Here is a 13,269-nt window from a genome sequence, read left to right as displayed (position 1 = left end):
CGCCGGCGAGCGGGCGCACACCCGGCGTCGGGGGCGCCCGCCTGCCGTCGCCCGAGACCGCGGCCGCTCGTGCGCATAGGCTGGCGGTATGTCCCTCGCGAACCTCGGCATGGCGTTCGAGGACGGCATCAACAAGCGGTCGGTCGACATGCTCAAGCGACGGGGCTGGCGCCCGCGGACCATCGGTCTGACCGGGTACGGCTCCGTGCACTCCCTGCACGTCATGGGCCGCGTCATCATGGGCGACCCCGACGCCACCCCGGAGTCCGACCCGTGGGTCGACGTGCACGGCGAGGGCCCCGGCTCGCGCCCCGCGCGGTACCCCGCGCTCAGCGACAACGCCGGTGAGTTCCTCGCCCGGACCGCGCAGGAGGCGCGCCGCGGGTGGCGGCAGTTCTTCACGGCGCAGGTCGGCCACCTCCCGGTGACGGTGCGGGTCGACGGCCGGGAGTTCGCGACCACCACGGACCGCTCCGGCTACATCGACGTCATGGTCTCCGACCACGGGCTGGCGCCGGGGTGGCACCCGGTGACGCTCGAGGCGAAGGCGGCGGAGCCGGTCGTCACGGACGCGCTCGTCGTCGCCCCTACCACGAGGGTCGGGATCGTCTCCGACATCGACGACACGGTGATGGTGACGATGCTGCCGCGCGCCGCTCTGGCCGCGTGGAACTCGTTCGTCCGGCACACGAACACGCGCAAGCCGGTGCCGGGGATGGCCGAGCTCTATGCCAAGGTCCTCGACGTCCACCCCGACGCACCGATGTTCTACCTGTCCACGGGCGCGTGGAACGTGGTGCCGACCCTCAAGCGGTTCATGCTCCGCCACGGGCTGCCGGTGGGGCCGATGCTCATGACGGACTGGGGGCCGACCCCGACCGGGCTGTTCCGCTCCGGCAAGGAGCACAAGCGGGTCCAGCTGCGGAACCTCATGATCACGTTCCCCCAGATCTCCTGGCTGCTCGTCGGCGACGACGGGCAGCACGATCCGATGATCTACGACGACGTGGCCCGTGAGCACCCCCGCAACGTGTGGGCGATCGCCATCCGCCGCCTGACCCCCACCGAGCAGGTCCTCGCGCACGGCACGATGGAGTCCGCCGAGCTGCCGATCCGGGGGCGATCGGCGGCGACCGAGCACGGCGTGCCGACCGTCCACGGCAACGACGGCTACGCGCTGGCGGACGAGCTGCCCGACGTGCTCACCTCCCAGCGCCGGCGGCGCGAGCGGCGTGAGCAGGTCGAGGCCGGCACCTCCCCGGACCAGGCTGCGGCCGGCGCGGGCACGCCCGGGTCGGGCCGGGCCACCACGTTCGGCGGGCCGGCATGAGCGGCCCGGGTCCCGACGTCGGGGCGGGCCTTTCCCCCGACGCCCGGCAGGATCTTCCACCCGACGTGGCCGACGCGATCGACGCCGCCCCGGCCCGCTTCCAGGGACTGACCGAGCGGCTGTACCGGATCCTCGAGGGGGCCATGCCGGACGGCTACGAGCGCTCGGTCGACCGCAGGTTCGTCACCTGGTCGATCCCGCTGTCGGTGTACCCAAATACGTACAACGGCGAGCCGCTCCAGTACGTCGCCCTCAAGGGCCAGAAGGGCTACGTGAGCGTCTACCTCATGGGCGTGTACTCCCAGGCCGAGGAGGCCGAGGCGTTCCGCCGGGCGTGGGCGGACTCGACCGGACACCTCGACATGGGCAAGTCGTGCCTGCGGCTGAAGAAGGACGAGCAGGTCGACGAGAGGCTGCTCGCCGAGACCGTCGCGGCCACGCCGCCGCGGACCTTCATCGAGACCTATCAGAGGATCAAGGGGTAGGACCATGCCCGACGCCGCAGGCCAGGACTCGTACGACGTCGTCGTCGTGGGAGGGGGCATCGTCGGGCTCGCGACCGCCCGCGCGCTGCTCCGTGCGCGACCCGGCTCGCGCGTGGTGGTGCTCGAGAAGGCCGACGACGTCGGCACCGGGCAGACCGGCCACAACTCCGGGGTGATCCACGCGGGCCTGTACTACCGGCCCGGGTCGCTCAAGGCGCGCCTGTGCCGCGCCGGCGAGCGGGCCACCAAGGAGTTCTGCCGCGATCACGGCATCGAGGTCAAGGAGATCGGCAAGCTGGTCGTGGCCACCGACCACGACGAGAGGGCGCGGCTGGACGCGCTGGCTGCCGGCGCGCGCGAGAACGGCATCGACGTGCGCGACATCGACGTCGCCGAGCTGCGCGAGATGGAACCGAACGTCACGGGGGTGGCGGCGCTGCACTCGCCACGCTCGGCCGTCGTCGACTTCGGGGAGGTCGCCCGGGCCTTGGCCGACGAGGTGACCGAGCTCGGCGGCGAGGTGCGCGTGCGATCCGAGGTCGACCGGATCGCCGAGTCCGAGACCGGCGTCGACGTGTCGCTCGAGCACGGGGAGCGGCTGCGGGCGCTGCGCCTCGTCGCGTGCGCGGGGCTGCAGGCGGACCGGGTCGCGGCAAGCGCGCACGTGCGGACGGACGTGAGGATCGTGCCGTTCAAGGGCGAGTACTACACGCTGCCGGGCCACCGGGAAGGGCTCGTCGAGCGGCTCATCTACCCCGTGCCCGGCGAGGGGCTGCCGTTCCTCGGCGTGCACATCACGCCGACGGTCGACGGGCGGATCCTGCTCGGCCCGAACGCCGTGCTCGCGATGTCGCGGGAGAAGAACACGCGCTTCGGGTTCGACGCCGACGACGTGCGGGACGCCGTGAGCTTCGGCGGGCTGTGGAAGCTCGGCCAGAAGCACTGGCGCACCGGCGCGAAGGAGCTGTGGAACTCGCTCGTCCCGGACGGCTACCTGTCCGAGGTGGCGAAGTACTGCCCGTCGCTGCGTTCGACCGACCTCGTGGGCTACCGGACCGGGGTGCGCGCGCAGGCGGTCCGGCCGGACGGCACGCTCGTGGACGACTTCGAGATCGTCTCGACCCCGCGCCAGGTGCACCTGCTCAACGCGCCCTCGCCCGCCGCGACGTCGGCGCTCCCGATCGGCGAGGAGCTCGTCGGCCGCGTCTGGGAGTGACGGTGGCGGGGCCCGCCGAGGCAAGACCGCGTTGCCGCCGCGGCCGTCGTGAGCCAGGCTGGTGGGGTCCCCTCGTCACCGCTGCCGGAGGTCCATCCATGCCGCACAAGGTCCAGGCCGTCGTCTCCCGCTCGAAGGACGCTCCCGTCGAGGTGGTGACGATCGTCGTGCCCGACCCGGGTCCGGGCGAGGTGGTCGTCGACGTCGCCGCCTGCGGGGTGTGCCAGACCGACCACCACTACGTGGCCGGCGGCGTGTCCGACGACTTCCCGTTCCTGCTCGGCCACGAGGCCGCCGGGACCGTCTCGCAGGTCGGCGAGGGCGTCACGCACGTGGCGGTCGGCGACTACGTGGTCCTCAACTGGCGGGCCGTGTGCGGGAACTGCCGCGCGTGCGACCGGGGCGAGCCCTGGTACTGCTTCGCCACCCACAACGCGACGACGAAGATGACGCTCGAGGACGGCACCGAGCTCACCCCGGCGCTCGGCATCGGGGCGTTCGCGGACAAGACGCTCGTGGCGCAGGGCCAGTGCACCAAGGTCGACCCGGCCGCCCGGCCCGAGGCCGCGGGGCTCGTCGGCTGCGGCGTCATGGCCGGCGCCGGCGCCGTGCTCAACACCGGGAAGCTGCGCCGCGGCGAGTCGGTCGCCGTCATCGGCTGCGGCGGCGTCGGAGCTGCCGCGGTGGCCGCCGCCAGGCTGGCGGGGGCGACGACGATCATCGCCGTCGACCTGCAGGAGAAGAAGCTGCGGTGGGCGAGCGAGCTCGGCGCGACACACACGATCGACGCCGGCAGCGAGGACGTCGTCGAGCGCATCCGCGAGCTGACCGGCGGGTTCGGCGCGGACCTCGTCGTCGACGCCGCGGGCGTGGCCGCGACCTACCGGCAGGCGTTCGAGGCCCGCGACCTGGCGGGCCGCGTGGTGCTCGTGGGCGTGCCCGACCCGGGTACGGAGATCACGCTGCCGCTGGACCAGGTGTTCGGCCGGGGCGGGTCGCTGATGTCCGCCTGGTACGGCGACTGCCTGCCGGAGCGGGACTTCCCGATGCTCATCGACCTGTACCTGCAGGGGCGGTTCGACCTCGACGCGTTCGTCACGGAGACGATCGGCATCGACGACGTCGGGGCGGCGTTCGACACGATGGCCGCCGGGGACGTCCTCCGGTCGGTGGTGGTCCTCGGCGGGGCCGGTTCGACGAACGAGGAGGTCACGGCATGAGCGAGCTGCGGATCGAGACGGTGGTGACGTCGGGGACGTTCACCCTCGACGGCGAGACGTTCGACGTCGACAACAACGTGTACGTCATCGGCGACGACGCCTCGTGCGTGATCGTCGACGCCGCGCACGACGCGGCGCCGGTGATCGCGGCGGTCGCCGGCCGGAAGGTGACGGCGATCCTGCTCACCCACGGGCACGACGACCACCTGCACGCGGTCGCCGCCCTGCGCGAGGCGACGGCGGCGCCCACCTACCTGCACCCGGCGGACCGGATGCTGTGGGACGTGACGAACCCGGACCTCCCGCCGGACGAGCAGCTCGTCGACGGCATGGAGCTGGGGGTTGGCGGGGCAGGCTCCGGCTCGGGTTCGAGCTCGGGTGCCGGCTCGGCCGGCGCCGGTGGAGCAGGTGGAGTAGGTGGCGCCGGTCACGCCCGGGTCACCGTGATCCACACGCCGGGCCACTCCCCCGGCTCGTGCTGCTTCCACGTGCCCGAGCTCGGCGTGGTGCTCACCGGGGACACCCTGTTCCAGGGCGGGCCGGGAGCGACCGGCCGCAGCTACTCCGACTTCCCCACGATCATCGACTCGATCCGGGACCGGCTGCTCACGCTGCCGGCCGAGACGCGGGTACTCACCGGGCACGGGGACTCCACGACGATCGGTGCCGAGGCGCCGCAGCTCGAGGAGTGGATCGCGCGCGGGCACTGATGGCGTGCCGCCGGTCGGGGTCGTGGCCGCTCAGACGACCTCGACGTCGACGTGCCGGCGGGCAGCCGACGCGAGCCGTCGATCCCGGGTCCAGAGCGGGCAGCCGAGCCGATCGGCGACCACGACGAACGCCGCGTCGTAGCTCGTCATGGTGTCCCGGAGCATCCAGACGCTCGCCCGCAGTCCGGGTGTGCTGGCGTGCCGCCGGATCGCCAGGTCGTCATAGTCCGTGAGCGCGTCCTGGGCGCGAGCCGCGCTGATGTGGCGGCCGAGGGCAAGTCCGCGAAGTGCACCGACGATCTCGTGGTCGATGAGGTCCGGGGCGTGGAGGACCTCGCCGGCCAGGCGCCGGCGCAGGTCAGCGAGTGGTTGCTGAACGAGGGCGTCGGCGATGACGGACGTGTCGACGACGATCATCGACGGTCGCGGTCGTCCCGGACGAGATCCACGGTCGAGACGGTGCTCGACTCCGACCTGGCGTCGACACGGGCGAGCACATCCGCGAGCTCGGGCGTCGCTGCCTCGCGCTCGATGAGGTCTCGGAGATAGGCCGACAGGCTCTGACCGCTCCGTGCAGCGCGCGCCGCCAGCTCGTCGCGCGCCCGGGGGTCGACCCCACGCACCTGAATCAGTATGGATGACATACATCCATTGTGCATCCATCCGTAGCGATGTCCAACGCCAGGCCGACCGGACGTGTCGGTGGTGCGCGGGACCATGCGGCATGGGCATCGCGAGCGACCGTCCGATCCTCGTCCTCGGCGGCACCGGCACGGTCGGTGCGCGCGTCGTCGAACAGCTGCGTGCCACGGGCGTGGTGGCGCGGCCGGTGACGCGCGGAACCGACCCGCCGTTCGACTGGGGCGACCCGGGGACGTGGGACGCGGCGCTGGACGGGGTGCACCGGCTCTACCTCCTCCTGCCCGACGACGGCGAGCTCCCCGGCGGATTCCTCGAGCGCGCGTCGGCCGCCGGCGTGCGGCGGGTGGTCCTGCACTCCGACCGCGGCGTCGACGTGATGTCCGTCGAGCGGCTGCAGCGTGCGGAGGCCGCGGTACGGGGCTCGGGCCTGGAATGGACGATCCTGCGTCCGGACTGGTTCGACCAGAACTTCGAGACGTTCCTCCGGGACGACGTGCTCGCGGGCCGGGTGGCGCTCCCGGTCGGTGACGGCCGCCAGGGCTTCGTCGACGCGGAGGACATCGCGGCGGTCGCGGTCCGCGCGCTGGTCACCGACGACCACCTCGGCGAGGTGCTCGAGCTGACCGGGCCGGAGGCGCTCTCGTTCGGCGAGGCCGCGGCGGCGATCGGGCGCGCGACCGGTCGGAACGTGACGTACGTCGGGGAGCCGGCCGAGTACCGCGAGGCGATGGCGGTGGCCGGCCTGCCGGAGCCGGTGGTCGACGGGATCGTGGCGCAGCTCGCGCCCCTGCGGGCCGCGGGGGACACGACGCCGACGGGCACGGTCGAGCGGGTGCTCGGGAGGCCGGCCCTGGCGTTCGAGGACTACGCCTCGGACGCGGCGAAGCGCGGGGTCTGGGGCGGGGTCGCCCACTAGCGTGGGCGCCGTGAGCGACGTCGAGATCACCGTGCGCGGGTCGCACCGCCGGTTCCACCCCGCCGAGCGCGGCACCGTCCACGCGCGGGCGGACCTCCAGGTGAAGTTCCGCGACTTCGACCGGCTGAGCGCCTGGCTCCGAGAGATGTCGACGGTGACGGGGTTCGTCGTCGACCGCGTGGCCTGGTCCCTCACCGAGGTGCGCAAGGCGGAGCTCGTGCGCGAGGCCCGGGTGGGGGCCGTGACGAACGCCCGGGACAAGGCGGGCGCCTACGCCGCCGCCCTCGGCCTGGCCACCGTCACGCCGCTCGAGGTCGCCGACGCGGGGATGCTCGGCGACGACCGCCGCGCCGAGAACGAGGATGCCGTACCCTTCGCCCGCGCCGCCGCGCTCGGCAGCGCGGGCGAGCCCGACCTCAGGCTCGTCCCCGAGGACATCGAGATCACCGCGAAGGTGGACGCGCGGTTCGTGGCGTCGGGCGGGTGAGCGGGTCCGTTCGGGATCGGCTCCTGTCGGTGGCCCCCAGGTCGGGGTCGGTCGGCCAACGCCCCAGGTCGGGCTCGACCGTCCGAGCCCGACCGCGCTCAGTCCGCCGCGGCCTTGACCGCGAGGACGGGGCACGGGGCGTCGTGGAGGACGGCGTGGGCCGCCGAGCCGAGCACGAGCTTGCCGACCGGGGACCGGGGGCGCAGCCCGATGACGATCATCGTGGCCTCAAGCTCAACCGCGAGCTTCACCAGGTCGTCGCCCGCGAGCCCGTCCGAGGTGCCGTGCCGCACCTCGTGCTCGACCCCGGAGCTCGCGAGCGCCTCCGTCAGGCGGGTCATGTCGGCGTCGTGCGCGTAGCGCGGGTCGGAGAGGCGGTCGCCTCGAGTGGTGTTGAGGACCACGAGGCGCTCGCCGCGCAGCCGCGCCTCCTCCAGGGCGGCGGCGAGCGCTGCCTCCCCCGGCGGCGTGGGGATGTACCCGAGCACGACGGTCATCGGTTCTCTCCTTCGGAGGGTTCGGCAACGGGTGCCGACTCGCCGGCGGCAGGAGCCGCCTGGTCGGCGGCGACCGGCGCAGTCTCGCCGGACATCGCCTCCGCCTCGACCAGCGCCTCGAGGCGCTGCTGGCGTCTCTTGAGCCAGAACGACAGCGCGAAGATCACCAGCAGCGCCACGTACACGAACAGCGCGAACCCGGACTGGACGAGCGCGACCGGGTCGCCCTGGGAGATCGACAGCGCGCGGCGCAGGTGTGCCTCGAACATCGGGCCGAGGATGAGCCCGACGACCATGGGTGCCACGGGGTAGCCGTAGCGCCGCATGAAGAACCCGAGCAGGCCGATGATGAGCAGCAGGAGCACGTCGGCGGGCGTGAAGTTCACGGCGAAGGCGCCGAGCCCGGCGAACGTGATGATCCCGGCGTACAGGTAGGGCCTGGGGATCTGCAGGATCTTCACCCACATGCCCACGAGCGGCAGGTTGAGCACGAGCAGCATGAGGTTGCCGATGTACAGCGACGCGATGAGCGTCCACACCAGAGCCGACTGGTTCTCGAACAGCAGCGGGCCGGGCTGGATCTGGTAGCGCTGGAAGGCGGCGAGGATGATGGCGGCGGTCGCCGTCGTCGGGAGCCCGAGGGTGAGCAGCGGGACGAGCACGCCCGCGGCGGCGGCGTTGTTCGCGGACTCCGGGCCGGCGACGCCCTCGATGGCGCCCGTGCCGAAGGCCTTCTTCCGCTCCCCCTTGGCCAGGCGGCGCTCGCTCGCGTAGGAGAGGAACGTCGCGACGTCGGCGCCGCCCGCGGGGATGGTCCCGATGGGGAACCCGATGGCGGTGCCCCGCAGCCAGGGCTTCCAGGATCTGCGCCAGTCGCCCCTCGACATCCAGCTGCGCCAGCCACCGGTCACGGGGATGACCTCGACCGGGCCCTTCCGCAGGCGGGAGGCCACGTGGAAGGCCTCGCCGACGGCGAAGAGCCCGACGGCGACGAGCACGACGTCGATGCCGTCGACGAGCTCGGGGATGCCGAGCGTGTACCGCTGCTGCGCGGAGATCGCGTCGACGCCGATGAGCCCGATGAACAGGCCCAGGCCGAGCGAGACCATGCCGCGCGTGACCGAGGAGCCCAGCAGCGCGCCGACGGTGAGGAAGGCGAGCACCATGAGCGCGACGTAGTCCGCGGAGGAGAGCTTGACCGCGAAGCGGGCCGCGACGGGCGCGACGAAAGTGAGGCCGACGGTGGCGACGGTTCCCGCGATGAAGGAGCCGATGGCGGCCGTCGCGAGGGCGGCGGCGCCCCGGCCGGCCCTGGCCATCTTGTGGCCCTCCAGGGCGGTGACGATCGAGGCCGACTCCCCCGGTGTGTTGAGCAGGATCGACGTGGTCGACCCGCCGTACATGCCGCCGTAGTAGATGCCGGCGAACATGATGAACGCGGCGGTCGGCTCGAGCGTGTAGGTGAGCGGGAGCAGCAGCGCGACGGTCATCGCGGGGCCGATGCCCGGCAGGACGCCGACGGCGGTCCCGACGAACACGCCGAGCAGCGCGTAGAGCAGGAAGATGGGCTGCATCGCAGCCCCGAAGCCCTCGATGAGCAGCGCGAGGTTATCCACGGAAGATCGCCACCTCCTCCAGGAGCGGGCCCGCGGGCAGCGAGATGCCCAGCCCGCCGGCCATGGCGATCTGGATGATGAGCGCCATCGCGAGGCCGGTGAGGATGGCCCGCCAGATCGGCCGGCTGCCGAGCGTGATGGCCGTGCCGGCGAACAGCATGGTCGCGGCGATCGGCCAGCCGAGCGGCGAGATGAGCAGGATGTGCACGACGACGACGGCCACGAGGATGCCGACCGTCAGCCAGTCGGTGCCGGACGTGGGGTCGATGTCCTCGCTGTCCTCGGTGTCGCCGCGCCTGCCGCGCAGGAGGGTCGCCAGGACGCCGAGGCCGGCCAGGACGAGCAGCCCGCCCACGAGGTAGGGCATGGTCCGCGGCCCCATGGCGCCCGAGGTGATCGGGACGTTGATGTTGCCGGCGTCGAGCAGGACGTACCCGCCCAGGGCCACGACCGCGACGGCGAAGACGAGCTCGCCGACGGGCGCACGCCGGGCCGCCGCCGGCTTCGTGCCGGCGGCGGCGGGTGTGGTGGGCGCCGTCATGTCAGACGAGCCCGATGTCCTCGAGCGTCTGCCGGACCGACTCGATGTCCTCCTCGAGGAAGGCGGCGAACTCGTCGCCGGCGAGGAAGGCGTCGTCCCAGTTGTTGGCCTCGAGCGCCGAGGCCCACGACTCGGAGCCGTGCATCTCGGTGACGAGCTGGGTGAGCGCCTCGGCCTGGTCGTCCTCGATGTTGCCGGGCGCGACCACGCCGCGCCAGTTGGTCAGCACGAGGTCGACGTCCTGGTCGGTGAGGGTGGGCGTGTCCGGCAGGGCGGGCGAGGGTTCCTCGCTGGAGACCGCGAGCGCCCTCAGGGTGCCGGCGTTGACCTGCTCGGCGTACTCGGCGACCCCGGAGATGCCGGCGTCGACGTTGTTGCCGAGCAGCGCCGCGAGGGACTCCCCGCCGCCGGAGTAGGGGATGTAGTTGAGCGAGCTCGCCACGTCGGCGGGGTCCATCCCAGCCTCGGTGAGCAGCTGGGCCGCGAGGATGTGGTCGACACCGCCGGCGGACCCGCCGGTCACCGACACGTCCTGGCCGTTGGCGATGATGTCGTCGGTGAGGTCCTGGATCGTCTCGTACTCGGACTCCGCCGGGACCACGACGACGAGCGGCTCCTCGGTCAACCGCGCGATCGGGGTGACGTCGTCGAGGGTGGTCTGTGACTGGTTGGTCTCGATCGCGCCGACCATGACGTAGCCCATCACCATGAGGGTGTCCGGGTTCGTGGCGGTGGCGAGCTGGGCGAGGCCGACGGTCCCGCCGGCACCGCCGACGTTGACGACCTGGGCGTCGCCGACGATGTCGTTGTCCTGCAGCTCGGACTGCATGGTGCGGCCGGTCTGGTCCCAGCCACCACCCGGGTCGGCGGGGACGATGATCTCGACGCTGTCGATCGAGACCTCCCCGTCCTCGGAGCCCTCGCTGTCCGAGCAGGCGGTGAGAACGAGCGCGGCGGCGGCGCCGACGGCCAGGGCGGTGGTCGTACGTCGCGCGGATCGACGCGCGGTGGGGCGTGCGGACATGAGGCTCCTCCTTGAGCTGATCAGGTGCCGCGAAGTTAGGACCTTGGTCCCGGGCCGGAGAAGTCTTCGGCCGTAGTGGTCGCAGAGGTCGTTGCGGTCGTTCCGGTCGTTTCGGTCACGCTCATGGCGGGGGGTGCGGCGCGGCGGGCGTGGCACGCTGGGCGCATGCGCCGGCCGATGTCGCTGCGGCGACAGCTCCTCCTGCTCCAGGCGGCGATCGTGGTGATCACGATCGGCACCGTGGGGCTGGTCGCGATGCGCATGCAGGAGTCCCAGATCCGGGACTCCTACGAGCAACGGATGGTCGGCGTGGCCCAGTCGGTCGCGACGCTGCCGTCCGTCGTCGAGGCCTACGAGGACCCGGACCCGTCGGCGGTCATCCAGCCGATCGCGGAGCTCATCCGTGAGGCGTCGGGCGTGACGTACGTGGTCGTCACCGACGCCGAGGGCATCCGGTACTCGCATCCCAACGTCGAGAACATCGGGCAGATGGTGTCCACCGACCCGAGCGAGCCTTTGTCCGGCCGCGTGTACGTGGGCACGCAGACCGGCACGATGGGCGAGTCGTGGCGGGTGAAGGTCCCGATCTGGGCCGGTGGCGAGGTCATCGGCTCGGTGTCCGTCGGCACCCTGGAGGAGACGCTGCGCGCCGAGCTCATGGACGACCTGCCGCCCCTGTTCGGCTGGCTGCTCGGCGCGGGACTCGTCGGCACGCTGGGGGCGGTCTACATCTCCCGGTTGGTGTGGCGGCGCATCTACCGGATGGAGCCCGAGGAGATCGCCTCCCTGCGCGATGTCCGCGAGGCCATGCTCCACGGCCTGGGCGAGGGCATGGTCGCGGTCGACGAGCATGACCGGATCGCGCTGGCCAACGACCAGGCGCGGCGGATGCTCGACCTGCCCGAGGACTGCATCGGGAAGCCGGCGGGCGACGTGCTCGCACCGGCGCTGACGGAGATCCTCGCCGGGCCTGACGAGGTGCGGGACACGCTCGTGCTGGTGGGCGAGCAGATCCTGTTCGTCCGGGTGGACCGCGCGGAGGTCGATGACCGGCAGGTGGGCTCGGTGCTGCTCCTGCGCGACCGGACGGAGATCTACGCGCTCGTTCGGGACCTCGACGGCGCGCGGGACCTCACGCAGGCACTGCGGGCGCAGGCCCACGAGTTCGCCAACCACATGCACGTGGTCTCCGGCCTCATCGAGCTCGGGCGCGAGGACGAGGCGGTCGAGTTCATCGCTCGGACCGGCCGCTCGGGCGTCGTCGGCATGTTCGGCTCGCTGCCCGGCGTCACGGACCCGGCGGTCGGGGCGCTCCTCCTGGCCAAGACCGCGATCGCCCACGAACGAGGGGTGAGCGTGCGGACCGATCCCGAGGCGCGGATCGAGCCGGACGGCACCACGGACGTCGTCACCATCCTCGGCAACCTCATCGACAACGCGATCGACGCCGCAGGCAGCGGCGGGACCGTCGAGGTCTCTGCACGCCGCGTGGACGGGCGGGCCGTGCTGACGGTTGGCGACGACGGGCCGGGCATCCCGGTCGAGCGACGCCAGCACGTGTTCGAGGCCGGGGTCTCGACCAAGGACGGGGCACGCTCGCGCGGTATTGGCCTCACGCTCGTGCGGCAGGTCGTCGACCGGCGCGGCGGGACGATCCAGGTGGGCGACTCCGAGACCGGGGGCGCATCTGTCGAGGTGGAGCTTCCCGCGGCGCGGTTCTCGGCCGAGGAATCGCCGGGCGTGCAGTCTGCGGAGAAGCTCCCTGGCACCAGCACGCACCTGGCCGGGGTGGCAGTCTCTGAGACGCAGTCCGCAACGATGGCGGGCCGGGCCGAGGCAGGAGCCGCCAGGTGAACGTGGAGAACGTGCGCGTGCTCGTGGTGGATGACGACTTCGCCGTCGCCGGCCTGCACCGCAGCTTCGTCGAGTCGACGCCCGGCTTCGAGGTCGCCGGCGTGGCGGCCACCGGCGCCGAGGCGCTGATGGAGGCCGAGCGGCTGGCACCCGATCTCGTGCTGCTCGACATCTACCTGCCGGACATCACCGGGCTCGAGGTGCTGCGGCGGCTGCGGGCTCAGCAGGAGGTCGACGTCGTGGTCATCACGGCGGCGCGCGAGGTCGAAACCGTGCGGTCGGCGATGTCCGGCGGGGTGCTGCACTACCTCATCAAGCCATTCACGCGGGCGGACCTCGCGGCTCGGCTCGACGACTACCTCCGCCGACGCCGCATGGTCAGCGAGCAGCCCTCGGAACCGCTGAGCCAGGAGCAGGTCGACCGGTTGCTGGGCGGGACGCGGTCCGCGCGGACGCGCGCGGGTGATCGGGCGGTCCTGCCGAAGGGCCTCGCCGCACGGACGATGGAGATGGTCACCGAGGCCCTGCGGGCGAGCGACGAGCCGCTGTCCGCCGAGGAGCTGGCCGACCGGGTCGGGATGTCCCGGGTGTCGGCGCGCAGGTACCTCGAGCACCTCGTGGCGACGGAGCAGGCCGAGGTACGACCGAGGTTCGGTGGGTCCGGGCGGCCGCAGCATCTGTATGAGGCGACGGGGTGACCAGCCACAGAATTGATGGCGTGAACTCTCAAC

The 13,269-nt window shown here is 72.4% G+C and carries 15 protein-coding genes; 9 read left to right on the top strand and 6 right to left on the bottom strand.

The genetic code is table 11. The features are described 5' to 3' along the window. The first annotated feature begins 88 nt into the window (after window positions 1-88). The 5 genes from ACZLKG_RS13070 to ACZLKG_RS13050 all read left to right on the top strand — a co-directional run bounded on the left by ACZLKG_RS13070 (window position 89) and on the right by ACZLKG_RS13050 (window position 4,961). Window positions 89-1,330 (top strand): App1 family protein, encoded by a 1,242-nt coding sequence (locus tag ACZLKG_RS13070; protein WP_463648985.1) that lies wholly within the window; start codon window positions 89-91, stop codon window positions 1,328-1,330. A gap of 65 nt (window positions 1,331-1,395) precedes the next feature. Further along, window positions 1,396-1,815, top strand: coding sequence for a DUF1801 domain-containing protein (locus ACZLKG_RS13065; RefSeq protein ID WP_463648984.1), 420 nt, complete (start codon window positions 1,396-1,398; stop codon window positions 1,813-1,815). Between the two features lie 4 nt (window positions 1,816-1,819). Then, complete coding sequence (lhgO, locus tag ACZLKG_RS13060) at window positions 1,820-3,031, top strand: L-2-hydroxyglutarate oxidase (RefSeq protein WP_463648983.1); 1,212 nt, start codon at window positions 1,820-1,822, stop codon at window positions 3,029-3,031. Window positions 3,032-3,129: 98 nt separating this feature from the next. Further along, window positions 3,130-4,251: an S-(hydroxymethyl)mycothiol dehydrogenase gene (locus ACZLKG_RS13055; RefSeq protein WP_463648981.1), complete on the top strand. Its 1,122-nt coding sequence runs from the start codon at window positions 3,130-3,132 to the stop codon at window positions 4,249-4,251. After that, entirely contained in the window at window positions 4,248-4,961 is a 714-nt protein-coding gene (locus tag ACZLKG_RS13050) for an MBL fold metallo-hydrolase (RefSeq protein ID WP_463648979.1), read from the top strand. Before ACZLKG_RS13055 ends, ACZLKG_RS13050 begins: the two co-directional genes overlap by 4 nt. Before the next feature lie 30 nt (window positions 4,962-4,991). Here ACZLKG_RS13050 and ACZLKG_RS13045 read toward each other — a convergent pair whose 3' ends face one another. Together ACZLKG_RS13045 and ACZLKG_RS13040 are read right to left on the bottom strand one after the other, a co-directional pair. Beyond that, window positions 4,992-5,378, bottom strand: coding sequence for a type II toxin-antitoxin system VapC family toxin (locus ACZLKG_RS13045; protein ID WP_425710088.1), 387 nt, complete (start codon window positions 5,376-5,378; stop codon window positions 4,992-4,994). Further along, on the bottom strand, window positions 5,375-5,605 hold the full coding sequence (locus ACZLKG_RS13040) for a FitA-like ribbon-helix-helix domain-containing protein (RefSeq protein ID WP_425710087.1): 231 nt from the start codon (window positions 5,603-5,605) through the stop codon (window positions 5,375-5,377). Before ACZLKG_RS13040 ends, ACZLKG_RS13045 begins: the two co-directional genes overlap by 4 nt. 80 nt (window positions 5,606-5,685) lie before the next feature. On the opposite strand from ACZLKG_RS13040, the gene ACZLKG_RS13035 reads away from it, so the two are divergent. Further along, window positions 5,686-6,519, top strand: coding sequence for an NAD(P)H-binding protein (locus ACZLKG_RS13035; protein ID WP_425710086.1), 834 nt, complete (start codon window positions 5,686-5,688; stop codon window positions 6,517-6,519). 10 nt (window positions 6,520-6,529) lie between these two features. After that, window positions 6,530-7,006, top strand: a complete 477-nt coding sequence (locus ACZLKG_RS13030) for an SIMPL domain-containing protein (RefSeq protein ID WP_425710085.1) — start codon at window positions 6,530-6,532, stop codon at window positions 7,004-7,006. A gap of 98 nt (window positions 7,007-7,104) precedes the next feature. Here ACZLKG_RS13030 and ACZLKG_RS13025 read toward each other — a convergent pair whose 3' ends face one another. Genes ACZLKG_RS13025 through ACZLKG_RS13010 form a run of 4 tightly spaced genes read right to left on the bottom strand, consistent with a single transcriptional unit; the run spans window position 7,105 to window position 10,684 of the window. Next, on the bottom strand, window positions 7,105-7,503 hold the full coding sequence (locus tag ACZLKG_RS13025) for a universal stress protein (RefSeq protein WP_425710084.1): 399 nt from the start codon (window positions 7,501-7,503) through the stop codon (window positions 7,105-7,107). After that, complete coding sequence (locus tag ACZLKG_RS13020) at window positions 7,500-9,119, bottom strand: tripartite tricarboxylate transporter permease (RefSeq protein WP_463648973.1); 1,620 nt, start codon at window positions 9,117-9,119, stop codon at window positions 7,500-7,502. Before ACZLKG_RS13020 ends, ACZLKG_RS13025 begins: the two co-directional genes overlap by 4 nt. Continuing rightward, a complete protein-coding gene (locus ACZLKG_RS13015) occupies window positions 9,112-9,660 on the bottom strand; it encodes a tripartite tricarboxylate transporter TctB family protein (protein ID WP_425710082.1) in 549 nt (182 codons plus the stop codon). The genes ACZLKG_RS13020 and ACZLKG_RS13015 overlap by 8 nt, the downstream gene beginning before the upstream one ends. 1 nt (window position 9,661) lies before the next feature. Next, window positions 9,662-10,684 (bottom strand): Bug family tripartite tricarboxylate transporter substrate binding protein, encoded by a 1,023-nt coding sequence (locus tag ACZLKG_RS13010; RefSeq protein ID WP_425710081.1) that lies wholly within the window; start codon window positions 10,682-10,684, stop codon window positions 9,662-9,664. Between the two features lie 165 nt (window positions 10,685-10,849). Here ACZLKG_RS13010 and ACZLKG_RS13005 point away from each other — a divergent pair, with 165 nt between their 5' ends. Continuing rightward, window positions 10,850-12,538: an ATP-binding protein gene (locus ACZLKG_RS13005; protein WP_425710080.1), complete on the top strand. Its 1,689-nt coding sequence runs from the start codon at window positions 10,850-10,852 to the stop codon at window positions 12,536-12,538. After that, window positions 12,535-13,236 (top strand): response regulator, encoded by a 702-nt coding sequence (locus ACZLKG_RS13000; protein ID WP_425710079.1) that lies wholly within the window; start codon window positions 12,535-12,537, stop codon window positions 13,234-13,236. The genes ACZLKG_RS13005 and ACZLKG_RS13000 overlap by 4 nt, the downstream gene beginning before the upstream one ends. Window positions 13,237-13,269 lie beyond the last annotated feature (33 nt).

The organism is Georgenia sp. Z2081 (assembly GCF_055326445.1).
The sequence above is the reverse complement of the archived record's forward strand: the minus strand, read 5'-3'. Positions and strand labels throughout refer to the sequence as shown.